The sequence below is a fragment of the Streptomyces chilikensis genome (assembly GCF_001642695.1).
Lineage (GTDB): Bacteria > Actinomycetota > Actinomycetes > Streptomycetales > Streptomycetaceae > Streptomyces > Streptomyces chilikensis.
This window is the reverse complement of record NZ_LWCC02000005.1, coordinates 2,037,043-2,058,098: the sequence shown is the minus strand read 5'-3', so window position 1 is coordinate 2,058,098 and position 21,056 is coordinate 2,037,043. Positions and strand designations below refer to the sequence as shown.

Genomic DNA, 21,056 nt, shown 5'->3' with positions numbered 1-21,056 from the left:
GGCCCCGAACTGGTCGTCCTGGAGACCGGGGGCGTGCGGCGCAGGTTCGAGGTGGCCCGGTACGACGGCGGGCAGGTCTTCGTGAACGGCGTCGCGCTCACCGAACTGCCCCGGTTCCCCGAGCCGGAGACCCGCCGTGAGCCCGGCTCGCTGCTCGCGCCCATGCCCGGCACCGTCGTCCGCGTCGCCGACGGCCTGGCCGTCGGCTCCGCCGTCACCGAGGGCCAGCCGCTGCTGTGGCTGGAGGCGATGAAGATGGAGCACCGCGTCACCGCCCCCGTCTCCGGCACCCTCACGGCGCTGCACGCCGCGCCCGGCCGCCAGGTCGAGGTCGGCGCCCTGCTCGCCGTCGTCCAGCAAGCGTCACCAGAGGCCGAAGGTTCCGCCGACCACGAGGAGAGCCAGTGAGCGTCGTCATCGAGACCGAGGAGCACGAGGCGCTGCGGGAGGCCGTCGCCGCGCTGGGCCGCCGCTACGGCCGCGCGTACGTCACCAAGGCCCTGGACGAGGGCAAGGGCCCCGAGGAACTGTGGAACGAGGCGGGCAAGCTCGGCTACCTGGGCGTGAGCCTGCCCGAGGAGTACGGCGGCGGGGGCGGCGGCATCTACGAACTGTCCCTGGTGCTCGAGGAGCTCGGCGCGGCGGGCTGCCCGCTGCTCCTGCTGGTGGTCTCCCCGGCGATCTGCGGCACGATCATCGCCCGCTTCGGCACCGAGGGGCAGAAGCGGGAGTGGCTGCCAGGCCTGGCCGACGGCAGCAGGATCATGTCCTTCGGCATCACCGAGCCCGACGCCGGCTCCAACAGCCACCGCATCACCACCACCGCCCGTCGCGACGGCGACGAGTGGGTGCTCAACGGGCGGAAGGTGTTCATCTCCGGCGTGGACATCTCCGACGCCACGCTGGTCGTGGGCCGCACCGAGGACGCCCGCACCGGCAAGCTCAAGCCCGCCCTGTTCATCGTCCCGCGCGACACCCCCGGCTTCCACCGCACCATGCTCGACATGGACCTGGCCGCCGCCGAGAAGCAGTTCGAGCTGGTCCTGGACGATGTGCGGCTGCCCGCCGACGCGCTGGTCGGCGACGAGGACGCCGGCCTGCTGCAGCTGTTCGCCGGGCTCAACCCGGAGCGGGTGATGACCGCCGCCTTCGCCGTCGGCATGGCCCGGTACGCGCTCACCGCCGCGATCGGGTACGCCAAGGAGCGGCAGGTCTGGAAGACGCCCATCGGTGCCCACCAGGCCATCCAGCACCCGCTGGCGGTCGCGCACATCGAGGTCGAGACGGCCAAGCTGATGATGCAGAAGGCCGCCCACCTCTGCGACGCCGGCGACGACCTCGCCGCGGGCGAGGCGGCGAACATGGCCAAGTACGCGGCGGGCGAGGCCTGCGTGAAGGCGGTGGACACCGCCGTCCACACCCTCGGCGGCAACGGGCTCACCAAGGAGTTCGGCCTCGCCTCGCTGGTCAACGCCTCGCGGGTGGCCCGGATCGCCCCGGTCAGCCGGGAGATGATCCTGAACTTCGTCTCGCACCAGACGCTGGGTCTTCCCAAGTCCTACTGACATCGCCATATTTGGCGGCCACGCCCCGGCAGGGGCGCCCATCGGCACAGCGTCGTGCGACAAGGAGCCTTCATGTTCCGCAGCGAGTACGCAGATGTCCCCGCCGTCGAGGAGCCCATCCACGACGCGGTGCTCGGCCGGGCCGCCGGACGCGGCGACACCCCCGCCCTGATCGACGGCACGAACGGCACGACCCTGACCTACGCCCAGGTCGACGCCTTCCACCGCGAGGTGGCGGCCGGCCTGGCGGAGGCCGGGCTGGTCAAGGGGGACGTGCTCGCCCTGCACAGCCCCAACACGATCGCCTTCCCGATCGCCTTCCACGCGGCGACCCGGGCGGGCGCGGCCGTCACCACCGTCCACCCGCTGGCCACCGCCGAGGAGTTCGCCAAGCAGCTCACCGACTCCTCGGCCCGCTGGATCGTCACCGTCTCGCCGCTGCTGGAGACCGCGAGGGCGGCCGCCGCGACGGCGGGCGGCGTCCAGGAGATCTACGTCTGCGACAGCGCCCCCGGGCACCGGTCGCTGATGGACTTCCTGGGCACCACCGCCCCCGAGCCGCGGGTCCGGATCGACCCGGCCGAGGACGTCGCCGCCCTGCCGTACTCCTCGGGCACCACCGGCACCCCCAAGGGCGTGATGCTCACCCACCGGTCGATGGCCACCAACCTCGCCCAGCTGGAGCCCGCGGTGCCGGCCGGGGAGGGCGAGCGGATCCTCGCGGTTCTGCCCTTCTTCCACATCTATGGCCTCACCGCCCTGATGAACGCCCCGCTGCGGCAGGGCGCCACCGTGGTGGTGCTGCCCCGCTTCGAGCTGGACGTCTTCCTCGCGGCGATCGAGAGGCACCGGATCACCGCCCTCTACGTCGCCCCGCCGATCGTGCTGGCGCTCGCCAAGCACCCCGCGGTGGACGGCTACGACCTCTCCTCGGTGCGGTACGTCATCAGCGCCGCCGCGCCGCTGGACGCCGGGCTGGCGGAGGCGTGCCGGGCGCGGCTCGGGGTGCCCTCGGTCGGCCAGGCGTACGGCATGACCGAACTGTCGCCCGGCACCCACGTCGTCCCGCCGTCCGCGGCGGACGCCCCGCCCGGCACCGTCGGCAGGCTGATCGCGGGCACCGAGATGCGGATCGTCTCGCTGGACGACCCGGGCGAGGACCTCGGCGCGGGCGGGACCGGCGAGATCCTGATCCGCGGCCCCCAGGTGATGAAGGGCTACCTGGGCCGCCCCGAGGCCACCGACGCGATGATCGACGCCGACGGCTGGCTGCACACCGGCGACGTCGGCCGGGTCGACGAGGACGGCTGGCTCTTCGTCGTGGACCGGGTCAAGGAACTGATCAAGTACAAGGGCTACCAGGTCGCCCCCGCCGAGCTGGAGGCCCTGCTGCTCACCCACCCCGGCATCGCCGACGCGGCGGTGATCGGCGTGTACGACGACGACGCCAACGAGGTCCCGGCCGCCTACGTGGTCCGCGGGGCCGGGGCCGGGGAGCTGACCGGGGCGGAGGTGACGGCCTACGTCGCCGAACGCGTCGCCCCCTACAAGCGGGTGCGGCGGGTCACCTTCGTGGACGCCGTGCCGCGCGCGGCCAGCGGCAAGATCCTGCGACGCGAACTGAGGGAACGAGCGTGAGGGAAGGCGTATGACCGACACACCTCCGGAACCGGTGCGGCGGGCGGACGAGCGGGGCGTCGCCACGCTCGTCCTCGACTCGCCGGCCAACCGCAACGCCCTGTCCGCCGCCCTGGTCGGGCGGCTGGCCTCGCTGCTCGAGGAGTGCGCGCGGGACGACGGCGTGCGGGCGGTGGTGCTCACCCACACCGGCACCACCTTCTGCGCCGGCGCCGACCTGCGCGACCCGCCGGCGCCCGAGGCGATGACCGGGCTGCTGCGGCGGATCCTGGAACTGCCCAAGCCGGTCGTCGCACGGGTGGACGGGCACGTCCGGGCGGGCGGGTTCGGGCTGCTGGGCGCGTGCGACATCGTCGCCGCCTCCTCGGCGAGGTCGAGCTTCGCCCTCACCGAGGTGCGGATCGGGGTGGCCCCGGCGGTCGTCTCGCTCACCCTGCTGCCCCGCGTCGACCCGCGCGCCCTGTCCCGCTACTACCTCACCGGCGAGAGGTTCGACGCCGCCGAGGCCGCGCGGATCGGACTGGTGACGGCGGCGGGCGAGGACGTCGACCAGGTGCTGGAGCCGGTCCTGGACGGCCTGCGCCGCGCCTCACCGCGGGCCCTCGCCCAGACCAAACCGCTGGTCACGGCTAAGGTGCTGGAGACCTTCGACCGGGACGCGGAAGCCCTGTCCGCGCTCTCGGCCCGGTTGTTCTCCTCCGACGAGGCGCGAGAGGGGATGACCGCTTTCCTCGAACGACGGGATCCCGCGTGGGTGATGTGAACCGGGCGACGACCGCGGCGGCGCGCGCCCCCAAGCAGGACCGCAGCCGGGCCACCCGGCAGCGGCTGCTGGAGGCCGCCGTCGCCTGCCTGGCCGAGCACGGCTGGGCGGGCTCCACGGTGGCCGTGGTCGCGGAACGGGCCGGCGTCTCCCGGGGCGCCGCCCAGCACCACTTCCCCACCCGCGAGGACCTGTTCACCGCGGCCGTCGAGCACGTCGCCGAGGAGCGCTCCACCGCCCTGCGGGAGCTCTTCCCGCAGGGCGCGGCGGGGGACCGGAGGGCCGTGGTCGAGGAGATCGTCACCCTCTTCACCGGGCCGGTCTTCCGCGCCGCCCTCGCCCTGTGGGTGGCCGCCTCGAACGAGGAGCAGCTGCGCGGCCGGGTCACCGAGCTGGAGGCGCGCGTCGGCCGGGAGACCCACCGCACGGCGGTGCAGCTCCTGGGCGCCGACGAGTCGCGGCCGGGCGTGCGGGAGACCGTGCAGGGACTGCTGGACATGGCCCGCGGCCTGGGCCTGGCCAACCTGCTCAGCGACGACACCGCACGGCGCGCGCGGGTGGTCGCCCAGTGGGCGGCGCTGATCGACGCGGCGCTGGGAGCACCGGAGGACGCCTGACCTCAGGGGCTGAGGCGCTCGATCCGCCAGCCGCCGCCCGGACGGGAGACGTAACGGAGCCGGTCGTGCAGCCGGTTGGTGCGGCCCTGCCAGAACTCCACGCTGCGCGGCGTGACGCGGAACCCGCCCCAGTGCGGCGGCACCGGCACCTGCTCGTCGGCCGGGTAGCGGGCGTCCAGGTCGGCGAACGCCTGGTCCAGCTCCTCCCGCGAGCCGATCACCGTGGACTGCTCGCTGGCCCAGGCGCCCAGCTGGGAGCCGTGCGGCCGGGTGCGGAAGTAGGCGGCCGTCTCGTCCCGCCCGGTGCGGGCGGCGACGCCGGTCACGATCACCTGCCGGGCCAGCGGGTACCACGGGAACAGCAGCGAGACGTGCGGGTTCTCGGTGAGCTCGCGTCCCTTGCGGGAGCCGTAGTTGGTGTAGAAGACGAACCCGTGGTCGTCGAAGTGCTTGAGCAGCACGGTGCGGGAGCTGGGGCGGCCCTCCGCGTCGGCCGTGGAGACCACCATCGCGTTGGGTTCGAACACCGCGGGGTTCTCCGTCGCGTCCCGGAACCAGCGGCCGAACTGTTCCACGGGGGTGCCGGCGAGCTGGGACCGGACCAGCCCTTCCGTCTGGTACTGCCGGCGCATCGCGGCCGGGTCGGGCGCGGGGGCGAGAACGGTGTCGTCGGACCTGTCGAGGGCGGCTTCTCGGTCGTTCACGCGATCATCTTGCCGCATCCGCAGGCGCGTTCGGGTCGCGGACCGGTGAAGCGGGGGGAACGGTCCGGAGAAGCGCGCCCGAAGGACCGTTGATGGCACTCAGTGCCGCGCCTCTCCCCAGAAGTGGCACTCCTGGATACGATCCGGAGCACGGGGCACACCGGGAGCACGGGAAGCACCGGGAGTCGCCCGCGCACGCCGTCACGTCCCCGCACCATCCCCACCGACCGTCGAGGAGCCGCACATGTCCGACTTCGTTCCCGGGCTCGAAGGAGTCGTAGCGTTCGAGACGGAGATCGCCGAACCGGACAAGGAGGGCGGCGCCCTGCGCTACCGGGGCGTCGACATCGAGGACCTGGTGGGCAAGGTCACCTACGGTCACGTCTGGGGCCTGCTGGTCGACGGATCGTTCAACCCCGGCCTGCCGCCCGCCGAGCCCTTCCCCATCCCGGTCCACTCCGGCGACGTCCGGGTCGACGTGCAGGCGGCGCTGGCGATGCTGGCCCCGGTGTGGGGCCTGAAGCCGCTGCTGGACATCTCCGTCGAGCAGGCCCGCGACGACCTCGCCCGGGCCGCCGTGATGGCGCTCTCCTACGTCGCCCAGTCGGCCCGCGGGCAGGGCAGGCCCATGGTGCCGCAGAAGGAGATCGACAAGGCGAACTCCATCGCCGAGCGGTTCATGATCCGCTGGCGCGGCGAGCCCGACCCCAAGCACGTCGCCGCCGTCGACGCCTACTGGACCTCGGCCGCCGAGCACGGCATGAACGCCTCGACCTTCACCGCGCGCGTCATCGCCTCCACCGGCGCGGACGTGGCGGCGGCGCTCTCCGGCGCGGTCGGCGCGATGTCCGGCCCGCTGCACGGCGGGGCGCCCTCGCGGGTGCTCGGCATGATCGAGGAGATCGAGCGGACGGGGGACGCGGAGGCGTACGTGCGGGGCGCGCTGGACCGCGGTGAGCGGCTGATGGGCTTCGGCCACCGCGTCTACCGCGCCGAGGACCCGCGCGCCCGGGTGCTGCGCCGCACCGCCCGCGAGCTCGGCGCGCCCCGGTACGAGGTCGCCGAGGCGCTGGAGAAGGCCGCGCTGGCCGAACTGCACGCGCGGCGGCCGGACCGGGTGCTCGCCACCAACGTGGAGTTCTGGGCGGCGATCGTCCTGGACTTCGCGGAGGTGCCGGCGCACATGTTCACGTCGATGTTCACCTGCGCCCGCACGGCGGGCTGGTCGGCGCACATCCTGGAGCAGAAGCGGACGGGGCGCCTGGTGCGGCCCTCCGCGCGGTACATCGGTCCGGGGGAGCGGCCGGTCGAGGACATCGACGGCTACGCGGACACCGCGCGGGACTGAGCGTCCCCGGGACCGGGTGTCCCGGCGCACGGAACGACCCGCGAGCTCGGGTCCCACGGAAGGGGGGCCGGCCGGACGTGCCGGCGAGCTCGCGGGTCGGGTGACTGCTGGGTCTGGGCCGAGGCCGTCGACCTGCGTACTGCGCGTGGTCACGGGCCGTCAGCCCGCAGCCACCTCACGCGTCCGGGTTTCACTCATGTACCCGATCACCTCCTTTCCCGTGTAGCCCCACCGTACGACCACCCCGCCCCGGGAACAACGCCTTTTTCCCGCGGTCCGGCGGCGCCCCCGAACCGGCGGGCGCCGGCGGCGGGCCGCGCGGGCCGCCGCCGGCGGCGCGCGCGGGCCGCCGCCGGCGGCGGCCCGCCCGGCGGCCGCGGGGCCCGCGGGACGGGCCGGGCCCGCCGTCCCGCCTCCGTCTCTGTCGAAAGGCCTGTCCGGGAGGCGCGCCCGTGGAGTTGAATGGGAGCCCCACGGCCCAGCACAGGGGGGTACCACGGTGACCGCTCCGACCGGCGAGGACCAGTGCGGCGACCGGCTGCTCGCCGCACTCCTGAACGGCATGGACGCCGCCCTCTGCGCCTTCGACGCCGACGGCGTGGTGACCCACTGGAACCGTGAGGCGGAACGCGTCCTCGGCTGGACCGCCGCCGAGGCGGTCGGCCGCCGCGGCCTGTCCGGCTGGGCCGTCCGCCCCGCCGACGCCGCCGAGACCGAGTCCCGCCTGCTGGCCGCGATGCACGCGCCCGGCCGCCGCGTCCACGACTTCGCGCTCCTCACCAAGGACGGCGGCCGGGTGCTCGTCCGCACCCAGTCCGCCGCCGTCCCCGGCCCCGACGGCAAACCGGCCGGCGTCTACCTCGCCTTCGGCCCCGCCGACGCGCAGACCGACCTCGAACGCTCCCTCGCCCTGAGCGAGGCGCTGTTCGACGACGCCCCCTGGGGCGTGGTCCTGCTCGACGCGGACCTGCGCCCCGCCGTGGTCAACGACCACGCCGCCCGCGCCTTCGGCCAGGGCCGCGGCGCGCTGCTCGGACGGCCGCTGGGCGAGGTGCTCACCGAGGGCGTGCGGGAGGTGGAGGCGGCGCTCACCCACGTCCTCGCCCAGGGCGCGCCCCCGGCCCCCGCCGACCTCTGGGTCGCCGTGGGGTCCGGCGCCGACGGCGCCGGGGAACGCCGCCGCTGCTGGCGCAGCGGGTTCCTGCGGCTGGCCTCGCCCCTCACCGAGGAACCCGTGCCGCTCGGCGTGGCCTGGCTGTTCCAGGACGTCACCGGGGCCCGCACCACCGAGCAGGAGGCCGCGGTCACCCGCTTCCGCGCCGCCCAGCTGCACCGGGCGTCCCGCGCGGCCGCCGAGTGCGAGGACCCCGCGGAGGCGGCCGCCGTCCACCTCGACTTCGCCCTGGCCGGCTTCGCCGACCACGCCCTGCTCGACCGGTCGGCCGCCGGGGCGGTGCCGGACGACGACGGCAAGGCCCCGGTCCGGCTGGTGCGCGTGGCGGCGACGCCGTACGGCACGCCCGGCTCCGGCGGGCCGGCGGCCCCGTCGGGCCTGCCGGTGCCGTACCCGCCGGGGCACCCGGCGGTGCGGTGCGCGCAGCGCGCGGGGACGGTGCGGGTGTCCGCCGCCGGGCACGCCGAGCAGTGGCCGGCGGGCGCGGCGCACGCCCTGTGCGTCCCGCTGCGCAGCCGGGGGCGCACCCTGGGCGTGGTCACCTTCCTGCGCGGCGCGGCCCGCGGCCCGTTCGGCCGCCACGACGTCGCGCACGGCGAGGAGGTCGCGGGCCGGGTGGCCGCCGCCCTGGACCTGGCGGCGGCGGGAGGCGGGGGCTGAGCGGTCGCCCGCCTCAGTGCTGGTGGAAGATCCGCTCCCGGTACCGCTCGAACACGGCGTCGTTCCAGTCGCGGCCCCCGTCGACGTTCCCGGACCGCAGCAGCGGCGGTTCGACGCCCCGGGCGGTCAGCTCGCCGGCCGCCGCCGCCATCACGGCCTGCATGATCGCGGACGTGACCACCGTGGAGGCGGAGGCGAACGGCGCGCCCGCCCCGTCCAGCGTCAGCTCCGCGTCGCCGACGGCCACCTTGGAGTCGACCACCACGTCGCAGTGGTCCTTCAGGAAGGTGCCCGAGACGTGGCTGGGCGCGGTCTCCCGGGCGTAGGCGACCGAGGTCACCCCCACCACCCGGACCCCCCGGCCGCGGGCCCCGGACGCCATCTCCACCGGCAGCGCGTTCCGTCCGGAGAGGGAGATCACCACCAGCAGGTCCCCGGCGCGCAGCGGCGAGACGTCCAGCACCGTGGTCGCCAGGCCCTCCACCCGCTCCAGCGCCGACCCGAGGGTGGCCGGGCGCACGTCGACCCCGGTCAGCCCCGGCACGGAGAGCAGGTTCATCAGTGCCAGGCCGCCCGCCCGGTAGACCACGTCCTGGGCGGCGAGCGACGAGTGCCCCGCGCCGAACGCGAACAGCCGCCCGCCCCCGGCCACCGTGTCCGCGATCAGTCCTCCGGCGGCGCCGATCGCCGCCGTCTCCTCCTCCCGCACCCGCCGCAGCAGTCGCTCCGCCGCGTCGAAGTACCGGCCCACCAGATCGTCCCCGAGACCGCTCACCGACTCCGGCTCCCTCCTGTGTGTGGATGATCACCGTGAGGTCTGGACCACAGCGGTGTCAACGGGTGGCATCCCCCGGTGCCCCCGGGGCAGACGGGAGCCGAACCGGCCCCGAACTGTTTCTCCGGCGGGGCACGGTTGTCATCCGCATGCGTAAGAATTGGATGCGGAGTCGGCGCGCCGCCCGGAGCAGCCGGGCAGGCCAGACCGTCGAGGCTGCGCGCGGCTTATCGGCAGATGTATTGCGAGGGGCACGTATGTCCGGACTGATCGACACCACGGAGATGTATCTCCGCACCATCCTCGAGCTGGAGGAGGAAGGTGTGGTCCCCATGCGCGCCCGTATCGCCGAGAGGCTGGACCAGAGCGGTCCGACGGTCAGCCAGACGGTGGCGCGCATGGAGCGGGACGGCCTGCTCTCCGTCGCCAGCGACCGTCACCTGGAGCTGACCGACGAGGGCCGCCGGCTGGCGACGCGCGTGATGCGCAAGCACCGGCTGGCCGAGTGCCTGCTGGTGGACGTCATCGGCCTGGAGTGGGAGCAGGTGCACGCCGAGGCCTGCCGCTGGGAGCACGTGATGAGCGAGGCCGTGGAGCGCCGCGTCCTCGAACTGCTCCGGCACCCGACCGAGTCGCCGTACGGCAACCCGATCCCCGGCCTGGACGAGCTCGGCCAGGACGCCGTCGCCGACCCGTTCCTCGACGACAACATGGTGTCGCTGGCCGACCTGGAGCCCGGTTACGAGGGCAAGACGGTGATCGTGCGCCGGATCGGCGAGCCCATCCAGACGGACGCTCAGCTGATGTACGCGCTGCGGCGGGCCGGGGTGCAGCCCGGTTCGGTGGTCAGCGTGACCGAGTCCGCCTCCGGCGTGCTGGTCGGCAGCGGCGGCGAGGCGGCGGAGCTCGACAGCGAGGTCGCGTCGCACGTCTTCGTGGCCAAGCGCTAGTCCTCGCCGGGTCCGGACCGCCGGCCTCCGCGCCGGGTCCGGACCGCCGGCCCTCCGCCGGGCTCCCGCGGTCGCGCCGGGCCCGCGTGCCTCCGCCGGCCGGTCGCGCGCCCGCACGGGGTGTCGCGCCACCCGCCGCGCGCCCCGTTTCGCGCCGTTCGCCTTTTCAAGGTGGCTCGCCGTGCGGCAGGGTGGTGGGCGAGGCATATGACCGGAGGACCCCGCCCCGAGGGGCGACCCACGCAACAGGGCCCCGGCACGGCCAAGGCCGTGCCGGGGCCCGTCCTCCCCTGCGCCGCCGACCTGGAGCCCCGAGCTCTCGAGGTCGGTCGTCCCCGCGGACCCCTGTCCCCGAGTGGTCCGCCTCCCGCTCAAGATCTCCCCCCGCCGACGACGGTCAATCCCCGGCCGTGGTCACTCGAACGAGGGGTATCGGCGACATGGAACCGCGTTTTCGAATACAGATTCGATAGTCTGCGAGCAAGGGCGCAAAGCGGCGCACAACCGGGCAGACAGGCGTAAGGACGGGCGCGCGTCAGGGCGCGCATTGAGGGGGCACGGATGGCACGGCGGATCGACGTGACCGGAGCGGGCGGCCTGCGGCTGGTCGCCTGGGAGTTCGCCGACCCCCCGAAACCGGCCGGGCGGGCCGGTTTCCAGGTATCCGTCGGCGAGGACCCGGCGCCCGGCGGGCCCGTGGGCGGGCCGTCGCAGGAGCCGGGGGTCCTCTTACTGCACGGTCTGCTGGGCCGGGCCTCGCACTGGGCGGAGACCGCCCGCGGCCTGGCCGGCAGCTGTCGCGCCGTGGCGCTCGACCAGCGGGGCCACGGGCTCAGCGAACACCCCGCCGGACCGGCCGGGCTGGCCCCGGAGGCCTTCCTCGCCGACGCCGAGGCCGCTCTGGAGCAGCTGGGCCTGGGGCCCGCGGTGGTGGTGGGACACGGCATGGGCGCGCTGATCGGCTGGCGCCTCGCCGCCGCGCGGCCCGACCTGGTGCGCGGGCTGGTCCTGGCGGAGATGCGGGCCGCGGCCGTGGGGGCGGCCTGGCAGCGGGAGTGGGAGGACTGGCTGGCCGCCTGGCCCATGCCGTTCACCACGCTCGAGGAGGTCCGCGAGTGGTTCTCCCGCGACCCGTGGGTGGAGCGGCCCAGCAGGGCCCGCGGAGCCTACTTCGCCGAGGTGATGAGCCACGCGCCGGACGGCTGGCGTCCCGTCTTCGACCCCGAGCAGATGCGGCTGGCCCGCCGCGGCTGGGCCTACGACGCCCACTGGGAGGAGCTGGCCCAGGTGCCCTGCCCCGCCCTGGTGGTGCGCGGCGTGGACGGCCTGCTGGGCCGGGCCGAGGCGCACGAGATGGTCCGGGTGCTGCCGCGCGGCGAGTACGCGGAGATCCCCGACGCCGGTCACCTGCTCCACCACGAGCAGCCCGAGGCGTGGCAGGAGGTGCTGACCCGCTTCCTCCAGGGCGTCCTGACGCCCTGAGGCGCGCCGCCCGCCGTCCGCCGCCGCCCCGGGACCCCGTCGCGCGCCGGTGCGCCGCCGCCGTCGCCGGTGCGACCGCGGCGGCGTCTTGGTGCCTCAGCCCTTGCTGACGGCGGCGAGGATCTCGGGCAGCCGCGCGGCGGCCCGGGGCGCGGCCAGCCGCAGTCCGGCCACCGTCAGCAGGGCGCCGTACGCCGCGCCCACCGGCAGCAGCACCCAGCTCCACGCGGCGGCGTGCCCGGCGACGTGCAGCCACACGGTCAGCGCGATCACCGGGGCGGACAGCAGCGCCGCGCCGGCCATGCCGCCGGCGATCGCCATCCACACCAGGCCGACCTGGCCGGGCGCCACGTTCCGGTTGCCCTCCGGAGGAATGGAGTAGGGGTGGCGGACCGACGCCCACGCGCCGGTCGCCGTCATCGCGCCGAGCAGCGACAGCGAGAGCCCCAGGGCCTCCGGGAGCTTCTCCCAGTCGTCCAGCACCGCCACCGTCGCCACGCAGACCAGCACCGAGTACGGCACCGCGTACGACATCAGCGCCAGCGCCCGCCCCCACAGCTCACGCAGGGCGTCCCGGGGCGTGGAGATGGTCATCGCGACCATCCAGAAGCCCGAGTAGTCCTGGCCGAACTGGTTGTACATCATCGAGCCGAGCATCCCGGCGGCGAAGCAGGCGAAGTAGACCGAGCCCGAGCCCTGCAGCGCGTTGAACAGCGGCACGATCAGCCCGACGGCCAGCGAGACCACCAGTGCCGCCCGGGTCTTGGGGTCGCGCCAGGCGTAGCGCAGGCTGCGTTCCATCACCGTGGGGATCCGGCCGGGCGGCAGCAGCCGTGCGAACCCGGAGCCGCCGGGCCGCCGCGCGGCACGGACGGCGGCCGGTTCCGCGGCCTGGAGGGTGGAGGCGTCCGGCGCCGTCATCAGCCGTGTCAGGGTGGCCGACCACCAGCGCAGCGCCAGCGTCAACGCCAGGGCGGTGAGCGCCAGTTGCACCAGCGCCGTGCCGTACGCGCCGTCGCCCGCCGAGGCGACGGCGCCGATCGCGGAGGCAGGCGGCACCCAGCGCAGCACCTCCGCGAACGGGTCGAGCTGTGCCAGCCCGGACGAACCGAGGCGCTGCACGCCGAAGTTGACGGCCTGCGCGCCGATCGCCACGACCAGGCCGCTGACCACGGCCAGGTCGCGTCCGCGGCGGCTGGAGAGCAGCCGGGTGTTGGCGGTGACCACGGCGCGGGCCAGCGCCACACAGGTCAGCAGCGCCAGCGCCACCGCGACCACCCCGGTCACCGCGGCGGCCGGACCCCGGGCCACGGCGATCGCCGAACCGGCCAGCAGGCAGAGCGTGAACAACGGGCCGATGCCCACCAGCGAGGCGGCCAGCAGCGCCCGCACCAGCGGGCGGGGCCGCAGCGGCAGCAGGACCAGGCGGGTCGCGTCGAGCGTCTCGTCGCCGCTGGACGAGAAGAGCGGCATCACCGCCCAGCCCAGCGCCAGCAGGGCGGTGAGCGGCACCACCACCGAGGCGGCGTGCGGGTTGCCGCGCAGCAGGAGCAGCCCCAGCAGCAGGAACGCGGCCAGCAGCAGCACCATGACCGCCGACGCGATGTACGCGGCGCGGCGGCCGCCGGAACGGCGCAGGCCGTTGCGCATGATGGCCAGCTTCAGCCGGACCATCACGCCGGTGACCGATCCGGGCCGCCGGGTGGTGACCGGTGCGGGAGCGGACGCCGGTGCGGGGGCGGACGCCGGTGCGGGGGCGGACGCCGGGGCAGGGGCCGGCGAGGAGAGCGGCTCGGGCGAGGGGGTCGGCTCGGGCGAGGAGGCCGGCTCGGGCGGGGTCATCGGGCGCCGCCCAGCCAGTCCAGGCTGCTGCCCGCGTCCCGGTCGCCGGCCCCGACCAGCTCCAGGAACGCCTGCTGCAGCGAGGGCGCGTCGCCACGCACCTCCTCCAGCGTTCCCGCGGCGCGGATCCGGCCCGCGGCCAGCACCGCCACCCAGTCGCAGAGCGACTCGACCAGTTCCATCACGTGGGAGGAGAACACCACCGTCGCCCCGGACGCGGTGTACCGCTCCAGGACGGTGCGGATGGTCTGCGCGGAGACCGGGTCGACGCCCTCGAAGGGCTCGTCGAGGAAGAGCACCTCCGGGTTGTGCAGCAGGGCGGCGGCCAGACCGATCTTCTTCCGCATGCCGGTGGAGTAGTCGACGACCAGCTTGTCGCGGGCGGCGGACAGGTCCAGCACCTCGATCAGCTGGGCGGCGCGCTTGTCGGTCTCGTCGCCGGGCAGGCCGCGCAGGCGGCCCGCGTAGGAGAGGAGTTCGCCGCCGGACAGCCGCTCGAAGAGCCGCAGCCCCTCGGGGAGCACGCCGATCCTCGCCTTCACCTCGGCGGGGTCGCGCCACACGTCGTGTCCGACGACCTCCACGCGGCCCTCGTCGGGGCGGAGCAGGCCGGTGATCATGGAGAGCGTGGTGGTCTTGCCGGCCCCGTTGGGACCGACCAGCCCGACGAACCGCCCGGCGGGCAGCTCCAGGTCGATCCCGCCCACGGCGACGTGGTCGCCGAAGCGCTTCCAGAGGCCTTCCACGCGTACGGCGGCTGTCATCTCATCCCTCCGGAGCCGGAACCAGGCACGGGACCGACCCTATGATCCCCACGGCCGCGCGGCTCCCCGTCCTCCCCGACGATGACCGGATCGCAACACTCCCCCCGCACGGGGCGCATGCGCGGTGCGCGGTGCGTGCCGGCCCGCGGCCGGGGGCGGTGCCCGTTCCCGTCCCGGTCCGCGCCCCGCGCCGCGTACCCGCCCTCCACCCCGCGGGCGCCCGCGCCGTCACCAGCCTCCCGGCTGCCCCCGGCGGGCGGCCGGCCCGCGCAGGGGGAGGGGGCGGTCGGGGGCCCACCCCAGCTCCCGGACCATCCGCGGCACCCGCGCGACCGCCCCCGGCAGCACCAGGAACCGCATCCTGCGGTCCGGCGCCACCAGCACCGGCCCCGCACCCGGCTCCGCGCCCAGGCGGTCCAGCCGGGCCAGCGCCAGGTAACCGGCCGTCTCCGGCACCTCCAGCACGTCGAAGTCCCGCCCCGTCGGCAGCAGCACCGCCGCCTCCGGCCGCAGGGTCCACGTCCGCCGGGCCACCGTCCCGCTCGACGTGGCCGGGCCCGCCCGGTCCGGCCCCTCCGGATGCGCCCCCGGCAGCGGGCAGCCCGGGTCGCCGCAGGAGCAGCGCACCACGCCCTCCACCGTCTCCGACGACGTCCCGGGAAAGACCTGCCACTGCCGTTCCTCGGCGTACGCCACGGCCGCCTCGAGCATCGAGGAGGAGCCGCGCCGCCCCTGCCCGGGCCCGTTCCCGGACGACGGCTGACCCGCCTCGCCACGCTGTTGCGGGATGGGGGTGACTTCAGTGCCGGTGATCGTATTTTCCACGAACGACTCAACTTCCTTCACACGTCCGGGTTACGCCGGACACGCGGACAGGAAACGGTCACCGCCGGGGAGCGCGGGGCGCACAGGTGCATTCGAGGGGGCGCGCGGGCGGCGGGCGAGCGGGCGCTGGGTAGCCACTGGGAGGCCCGGCCCGGCACACCCGGAGCGGACCCGCGCGACCGCGGACCACGACAGAGGCAGCAGCAGGAGCAACCAGGGGGTATTCATGGCCGCCAGGCCACTCGTCGCACGACAGCCCAACGAACGGCTGCAGGCGCTCATCCAGGAGGCCGGCTGCTCCAACGCCGGGCTGGCCCGCCGGGTCAACCTGTGCGGCGCGGAACACGGCCTCGACCTCCGCTACGACAAGACGTCGGTGGCCCGCTGGCTCCGCGGCCAGCAGCCCCGGGGACGCGCGCCCGCCGTCATCGCCGAGGCGCTCGGCCGGAAGCTGGGCCGCACCGTCACCATCGACGAGATCGGCATGGCCAACGGCAAGAACCTCGCCACCGGGGTCGGCCTGCAGTTCGCCCCGACCGTGCCGGGCGCGGTGGAACAGGTCTGCGAGCTGTGGCGCAGCGACGTGGGGCGGCGGGACTTCCTGGCCGGCACCTCGGTGGCCTCCTCCGCGCTGGTCGAACCGAGCCGTGACTGGCTGATCTCCGCCCCGGACCCCCAGGTCGCCCGGGCGATCGGCCCGCGGGTCGGTCCCTCCGACGTGGCCGCGGTCAAGGCGATGACCCAGGCCCTGGTCGACCTGGACCACCAGTTCGGCAGCGGACACGTCCGGCCGGTCCTGGTCCACTACCTCAACAGCGTGGTCTCCGGGCTGCTCTCCGGGTCCTACCGGGAGACGGTCGGCCGTGACCTGTTCGCCGCCGTCGCCCGCCTCACCGAGCTGGCCGGGTACATGGCGGTGGACACCGGGCAGCCGGCCCTGGCGCAGCGCTACTACATCCAGGCGCTGCGCCTCGCCCAGGCGGCGGGCGACCGCGGCTACGGCGGGTACGTGCTGGCCGCGTCGATGAGCCACCTCGCGGCGCAGCTCGGCAACCCGCGCGAGATCGCCCAGCTCGCGCGTGCCGCGCAGGAGGGCTCGCGGGGCAGGGTGACGCCGCGCGCCCAGGCGATGTTCCACGCCGCCGAGGCGCGCGGGCACGCGGTGCTCGGGGACGCCGCCGCGGCCGAGGCGGCGCGCGGGCGCGCGCTGGACGCCATGGAGGCGGCCGGCACGGCCACCGAGGCCGGCGACGACCCGGTGTGGATCAGCCACTTCGACCAGGCGTACCTCGCCGACGAGCTGGCCCACTGCCACCGGGACCTCGGCCAGGCCGAACAGGCCGAGCGCTGTGCCCGGCAGTCCCTCGACGGTCACCCCGCGTCACGGGCGCGCCGCCGGGCCATCGGGCACGTCCTGCTCGCCACGGCCCAGCTGCAGCGGCGTGAGCTGGAGCAGGCCTGCGCGACCGCGCTGCACGCCGCGGAACTGCTCGGCTCCGTGCGCTCCGACCGCGGCACGGAGTACCTGGACGACTTCCGGCACCGTCTGGAGCCGTACCGCGCCGAGGCCCCGGTCCGCGCCTTCGCGGAGCGTCTGGCCGCGGTCTGAGCCGGTCGTCCGCAGCCGCGCCCCGCGAGGGGCGCCGGCTTCAACTGCCTTACGCGCGGCGGGCGGTGGGAGGTTGGGTGGAGGGCACGGAGGGCGAGCGGGTAGCGTGACCCGACGATTCCGCAAGTTCCCCCATACGTAGGAGCCCCGGTGACGCAGAGTGGACACGGCGGTCCGTGGACGCCGGACCGGCCGGACCAGCCGCCGTACCCGCAGCAGCGGTCCGAGGAGAGCTGGAACGGGGCCGGGACCGAGGGCGGCGCATGGGGGAGCTCCGCACCGCAGGTGTGGACCGGCGCGCCCGGGCCCGGCCCGCTGCCGCCCGAGAGCCCGGCGCCGGGCGGTCACGGCGACGCCGAGGCCACCCAGTACCTCCCGCCGGTGCCCCCTGCGCAGTCCGTGCCGTCCCCGCCGCCCGCTTTGGCCGGTCACGCCGCCGACGACGAGGCCACGCGGTTCCTGCGGCCCATACCCGCCGCCGACGACTCCGCCGCCACCCAGTACCTCCCGCCGGTACCGGCCGCCGACGACTCCGCCGCCACCCAGTACCTGCCTCCGGTCGCCCCGCTGCCCGCCGGGGGCCACCAGCAGCCCCGGCCGCAGTCGTACGCCCAGCCCCAGCAGGGCATGGACCGCGACACCCAGATGCTCCGCCGGATCCCCGCGGCGGAGCCGCGGCGGACCGGCGGTGACGCCGAGGCGACCCAGTACCTGCCGCCCGTCCCCGGCGCCCCCGCCGCGGACGACGGCCGGCAGCCCCCGGCCGAGTTCGACAACCTCTTCCGCTCGGACGCCCCGCGCCCCGCCTACGGGCAGCCCGCCGCGGGCGGCTACGACCCGCGCCCCGCCCCCGCCGCCTCCGGCCGCCGCGGATCGGGCAGCCGGATCCCGCTGCTGGCCGCGGCGGGCGTCGGCATCGTGGTGCTCGGCATCGGCATCGGCTCCCTCATGGCCGGCGGCGAGGAGACGCCCAGCTCCCCGGTCGCGGCCGGTTCGCCCTCCGCCCCGCCCTCCGGGGACGGGAAGCCGCAGGAGGAGAAGGAGGACGGCGAGGACGCGGTGAAGGCGCAGGCCGTCGCCCTGGACCAGCTCCTCGCCGACAGCGGCGACAGCCGTTCCGCGGTCGTCGGGGCCGTCGAGGACGTCAGGAAGTGCGAGAAGCTGGAGGCGGCCGCGCAGGCGCTGCGCGGCGCCGCCCAGCAGCGCGCCGACCTGGTCACCCGCCTCAACGAGCTCGAGGTCGACCGGCTGCCGGACCACGCGGAGCTGACGGCCGCGCTCACCAAGGCGTGGCAGGCGTCGAAGTCCGCCGACGAGCACTACGCGGCCTGGGCCGACCAGGTGGCCGCCGAGCGCGGGAAGCTCTGCAGGCGCGGTCAGGCGCGCCACACCGCGGAGACCCGCGCGGCCACCGAGCAGAGCGGGACCGCCACCGCCGAGAAGGAGAAGGCGTCCGGGCTGTGGAACCGGATCGCCAAGGAGTGGAAGCTCACCGAGCGGGCGCCGATACAGCTCTGACCTGCGGCCTCGTTCTCCGGCGAGCCGCGGTCACGTCCCGTCGGCCGGAGCCCCGGGCGCGGTCCGCCGACGGCGGAACGTACGATCGGGTGTCGTGCAAACTTCGGTGAACCCTTCCCGCCACGGGCGTCGCTCCTCCACCATGGGCGTCATGCCCCTCAACGACATGCCGTGGTGGCGCTGGCGCGGGAACGTCCGCTCGGCGCTGCACATGCTCTCCGACCCCGACTTCCAGCAGAACGTCTGGCTGGCCGGGGTCGACGGGTACGGCGACGTGACGGACGCTGTGTACCGCCTGGTCGAGGACACCTGGCTGGACAACTGGTCGGCGGAGAAGTACGTCGGCACGATCTTCCGTGACTCGCAGGAGGCGGCGCTGGTCGACACGGCCGTGCTGCGGGTGCTGCGGATCATGCACCAGGTGGGGCCGGACGCGCCGGTGTCGGCGTACATGGCCCACGCCGGGTGGCCGGAGGCGGTGCGGGCGGCGCGGGACGCGCACGTGCGGATGGCCGTCGGCGACGGGGACGACCCCGACGCCCCGCCGCAGTCCCTCGAGGTCCTCCGCATCCTCACCCGCGTGGCCTGACGCCCCCGCGGCCGCCGCGCCGCGCCGGCCCGCCCCCGCGCGGGCGGCGGCCCGGACCCCGTCCCGGATGCGGGACACGTCCGCGACGGGGGAGGGCGATGTGCGACCCTGGCGGACATGAGCGAACAGTCCACCGCCGCCCCCGTCGAGCAGTACGTCCTCACCCTGGCCTGCCCGGACAAGCAGGGCATCGTCCACGCCGTGTCGAGCTACCTCTTCATGACCGGCTGCAACATCGAGGACAGCCAGCAGTTCGGCGACCACGACACGGGACTGTTCTTCATGCGGGTCCACTTCTCGGCCCCGGCCCCGGTGAGCCTGGAGAAGCTGCGCGCCAGCTTCGCCGCGATCGGCGACTCGTTCCACATGGAGTGGCAGATCGGCCTGGCCGGCGAGAAGATGCGCGTCCTGCTGATGGTCAGCCGCTTCGGCCACTGCCTCAACGACCTCCTCTTCCGCGCCTCCACCGGAGCGCTGCCGGTGGAGATCGTCGCCGTGGTGTCCAACCACACCGACTTCGCCGAGCTGGTGGGCTCGTACAACGTGCCGTTCCACCACGTTCCGGTGACCCGGGAGACCAAGCAGGACGCGGAGGCGCGGCTGCTGGAGATCGTCCGGGAGGAGGGCGCGGAACTGGTCGTGCTCGCCCGGTACATGCAGGTGCTCTCCGACGACCTGTGCAAGCAGCTCAGCGGGCGGATCATCAACATCCACCACTCCTTCCTGCCGAGCTTCAAGGGCGCCAAGCCGTACCACCAGGCGCACACCCGCGGCGTGAAGCTGATCGGCGCCACCGCGCACTACGTCACCGCGGACCTCGACGAGGGCCCGATCATCGAGCAGGAGGTCGAGCGCGTGGGCCACGAGCTGACCCCCGAGCAGCTGGTCGCGGTCGGCCGGGACGTCGAGTGCCAGGCCCTGGCGCGCGCGGTGAAGTGGCACGCCGAGCGGCGGGTCCTCCTCAACGGCCACCGCACGGTGGTCTTCTCCTGAACGCCCCGGACGCCGCCGCTACAGCCGGCTGAGGGACGCGGCCGCGAAGAGGACGTCCGCGACGGCGGACCTGTCGCCGGACTGGCCCGCCGCGGCGTCCCTGGGGCGGACGTGTCCGGCCACCAGCTGGGCGAACTCCTCGTCGTCCAGCACCACGTGCGCCACCACGTGGTGCTCGGAGGGCAGCGCGGCGGGGGAGTCCAGCGGGATCAGCCACTCGCCGCCGCCCCGTCCCTCGATCTCCAGCAGCAGGCTGCGTCCGGGGCGGCCCGCCGGGACCAGGTGACGGGTGCCCGGTCCGGGCCGTGAGGCGAGCCCCGCGCGGCGCCGGGCAGCGATCGCCTCGGGCATCCGGCGGGCGGCCAGGTCGATCATGGCGTGCAGGTGGCGCGGCGCGGGCGGCCGGTACGGGTAGTTGACCGCGTCCGCGATGTCGCCGCCGTGCACCCAGCAGGCGAAGGCCCGCTCCAGCAGGGCGTCCCGCAGCGGGATCTCGCACGGCCCGTAGGCGACGGGCAGACCGCCCGTGGTGCCGCCGGTGAACGAGGCGGTCCGGACCAGGCCGTGGCTCTGCTCCCGCCAGGGGTCGCGGACCTCGCGGGTGGGCGGACGGTGCAGCGCGGCCCAGTAGGCGCGGGTGCGCGAGGTCGGGGTGCCGTGCCCCCGGAGCGGTGAGGAGCCGCCGGCGCACGCGGACAGCGGATCCGGAAGACCGAGCGCGACCGCGACCAGGCCGTCCACCGCCAGCAGGTGGGCGAGGACCTTGGCGACGGTGGCCCGGTGCTGGCGCTCCTCGTCGTCCTCGATCCAGCGGAGCCGGACCGGGGCGTGCCACTCGGCCTCGTCGATGTCCTGGAGCAGCGCGTCCAGCCGGGCGGTCTCCGCGTCGTAGGGCATCGCCCACTCCGGGACCGGGATGCGGGGCGGCCGCCGGTCCAGGCAGCCGTCCAGCACCCGGGTGCGCAGCGTCGGGTCCAGGTCCAGGCTCTCCGGCCGCTGGAGCAGGGGCACCGCCTCGCGCAGTGAGCGGGCCTCGTCGGCGCAGCGGCGGCAGCCGGGCAGGTGGGCCTCGACCGCGGCGGTCTCGGCGGGCGTGCAGGCGGCGAGGGCCCAGGCTCCCAGCAGGGACTTCAGCTCGCGGTGCGTGGCGGGCGCGGGCGGGGCGTCGTCGCGCGCGCCCGGCGTCCGGGCGTCCCGCGCCGGCCCGGTGGCTCCCGGGCGGTCGTCGGGGCCCGGGCCG

At 75.2% G+C, this 21,056-nt stretch carries 19 protein-coding genes; 13 read left to right on the top strand and 6 right to left on the bottom strand.

The features are described from left to right. From A2U95_RS32000 to A2U95_RS09205, 5 genes are all read left to right on the top strand, one after another. The coding region (locus tag A2U95_RS32000) for an acyl-CoA carboxylase biotin carboxyl carrier protein subunit (RefSeq protein ID WP_206282848.1) at positions 1-408 on the top strand (408 nt) is incomplete at its 5' end. Then, positions 405-1,565 carry an acyl-CoA dehydrogenase family protein gene (locus A2U95_RS09220; protein ID WP_166021685.1) on the top strand — a complete coding sequence of 387 codons (1,161 nt, stop codon included), beginning with the start codon at positions 405-407 and terminating at the stop codon, positions 1,563-1,565. The genes A2U95_RS32000 and A2U95_RS09220, both read left to right, overlap by 4 nt. Before the next feature lie 72 nt (positions 1,566-1,637). Then, positions 1,638-3,203, top strand: coding sequence for a 4-coumarate--CoA ligase family protein (locus A2U95_RS09215; RefSeq protein WP_166021684.1), 1,566 nt, complete (start codon positions 1,638-1,640; stop codon positions 3,201-3,203). Positions 3,204-3,213: 10 nt separating this feature from the next. Then, positions 3,214-3,966 (top strand): enoyl-CoA hydratase family protein, encoded by a 753-nt coding sequence (locus A2U95_RS09210; RefSeq protein WP_166021683.1) that lies wholly within the window; start codon positions 3,214-3,216, stop codon positions 3,964-3,966. Beyond that, positions 3,954-4,583: a TetR/AcrR family transcriptional regulator gene (locus A2U95_RS09205; protein WP_206282847.1), complete on the top strand. Its 630-nt coding sequence runs from the start codon at positions 3,954-3,956 to the stop codon at positions 4,581-4,583. The genes A2U95_RS09210 and A2U95_RS09205 overlap by 13 nt, the downstream gene beginning before the upstream one ends. 2 nt (positions 4,584-4,585) lie before the next feature. Here A2U95_RS09205 and pdxH read toward each other — a convergent pair whose 3' ends face one another. Beyond that, positions 4,586-5,305, bottom strand: coding sequence for a pyridoxamine 5'-phosphate oxidase (gene pdxH, locus A2U95_RS09200; protein WP_166021682.1), 720 nt, complete (start codon positions 5,303-5,305; stop codon positions 4,586-4,588). Positions 5,306-5,531: 226 nt separating this feature from the next. Here pdxH and A2U95_RS09195 point away from each other — a divergent pair, with 226 nt between their 5' ends. Together A2U95_RS09195 and A2U95_RS09190 are read left to right on the top strand one after the other, a co-directional pair. Continuing rightward, complete coding sequence (locus A2U95_RS09195) at positions 5,532-6,635, top strand: citrate synthase 2 (RefSeq protein ID WP_166021681.1); 1,104 nt, start codon at positions 5,532-5,534, stop codon at positions 6,633-6,635. Between the two features lie 433 nt (positions 6,636-7,068). Next, positions 7,069-8,469: a PAS domain-containing protein gene (locus tag A2U95_RS09190; RefSeq protein ID WP_420857022.1), complete on the top strand. Its 1,401-nt coding sequence runs from the start codon at positions 7,069-7,071 to the stop codon at positions 8,467-8,469. 13 nt (positions 8,470-8,482) lie between these two features. Here the strand turns inward: A2U95_RS09190 and A2U95_RS09185 are convergent, their stop codons facing one another. After that, positions 8,483-9,244 (bottom strand): SIS domain-containing protein, encoded by a 762-nt coding sequence (locus A2U95_RS09185; RefSeq protein ID WP_206282846.1) that lies wholly within the window; start codon positions 9,242-9,244, stop codon positions 8,483-8,485. 257 nt (positions 9,245-9,501) lie between these two features. On the opposite strand from A2U95_RS09185, the gene A2U95_RS09180 reads away from it, so the two are divergent. Both A2U95_RS09180 and A2U95_RS09175 read left to right on the top strand, forming a co-directional pair. Beyond that, on the top strand, positions 9,502-10,194 hold the full coding sequence (locus A2U95_RS09180) for an iron-dependent transcriptional repressor DtxR (RefSeq protein WP_166021680.1): 693 nt from the start codon (positions 9,502-9,504) through the stop codon (positions 10,192-10,194). A gap of 561 nt (positions 10,195-10,755) precedes the next feature. Then, entirely contained in the window at positions 10,756-11,676 is a 921-nt protein-coding gene (locus A2U95_RS09175) for an alpha/beta fold hydrolase (RefSeq protein WP_166021679.1), read from the top strand. A 96-nt stretch (positions 11,677-11,772) separates the two neighbouring features. On the opposite strand, the gene A2U95_RS09170 is transcribed toward A2U95_RS09175, so the two are convergent. The 3 genes from A2U95_RS09170 to A2U95_RS09160 all read right to left on the bottom strand — a co-directional run bounded on the left by A2U95_RS09170 (position 11,773) and on the right by A2U95_RS09160 (position 15,107). Beyond that, positions 11,773-13,350 (bottom strand): transporter, encoded by a 1,578-nt coding sequence (locus tag A2U95_RS09170; RefSeq protein ID WP_166024979.1) that lies wholly within the window; start codon positions 13,348-13,350, stop codon positions 11,773-11,775. Between the two features lie 164 nt (positions 13,351-13,514). Next, positions 13,515-14,282: an ABC transporter ATP-binding protein gene (locus A2U95_RS09165; protein WP_166021678.1), complete on the bottom strand. Its 768-nt coding sequence runs from the start codon at positions 14,280-14,282 to the stop codon at positions 13,515-13,517. Between the two features lie 228 nt (positions 14,283-14,510). Next, positions 14,511-15,107, bottom strand: coding sequence for a bifunctional DNA primase/polymerase (locus A2U95_RS09160; RefSeq protein WP_166021677.1), 597 nt, complete (start codon positions 15,105-15,107; stop codon positions 14,511-14,513). Between the two features lie 226 nt (positions 15,108-15,333). Here A2U95_RS09160 and A2U95_RS09155 point away from each other — a divergent pair, with 226 nt between their 5' ends. The 4 genes from A2U95_RS09155 to purU all read left to right on the top strand — a co-directional run bounded on the left by A2U95_RS09155 (position 15,334) and on the right by purU (position 19,816). After that, positions 15,334-16,716, top strand: coding sequence for an NsdA family TPR-like regulatory protein (locus A2U95_RS09155; protein WP_166021676.1), 1,383 nt, complete (start codon positions 15,334-15,336; stop codon positions 16,714-16,716). A 150-nt stretch (positions 16,717-16,866) separates the two neighbouring features. Next, entirely contained in the window at positions 16,867-18,234 is a 1,368-nt protein-coding gene (locus tag A2U95_RS09150; RefSeq protein ID WP_166021675.1) for a hypothetical protein, read from the top strand. A 151-nt stretch (positions 18,235-18,385) separates the two neighbouring features. Continuing rightward, positions 18,386-18,823, top strand: coding sequence for an SCO4402 family protein (locus A2U95_RS09145; RefSeq protein ID WP_240957251.1), 438 nt, complete (start codon positions 18,386-18,388; stop codon positions 18,821-18,823). A gap of 117 nt (positions 18,824-18,940) precedes the next feature. Continuing rightward, on the top strand, positions 18,941-19,816 hold the full coding sequence (gene purU, locus A2U95_RS09140) for a formyltetrahydrofolate deformylase (RefSeq protein WP_166021674.1): 876 nt from the start codon (positions 18,941-18,943) through the stop codon (positions 19,814-19,816). Positions 19,817-19,834: 18 nt separating this feature from the next. Here the strand turns inward: purU and A2U95_RS09135 are convergent. Beyond that, positions 19,835-21,056: zf-HC2 domain-containing protein (locus A2U95_RS09135; RefSeq protein ID WP_240957250.1), on the bottom strand; the 1,222-nt coding region annotated here is incomplete at its 5' end.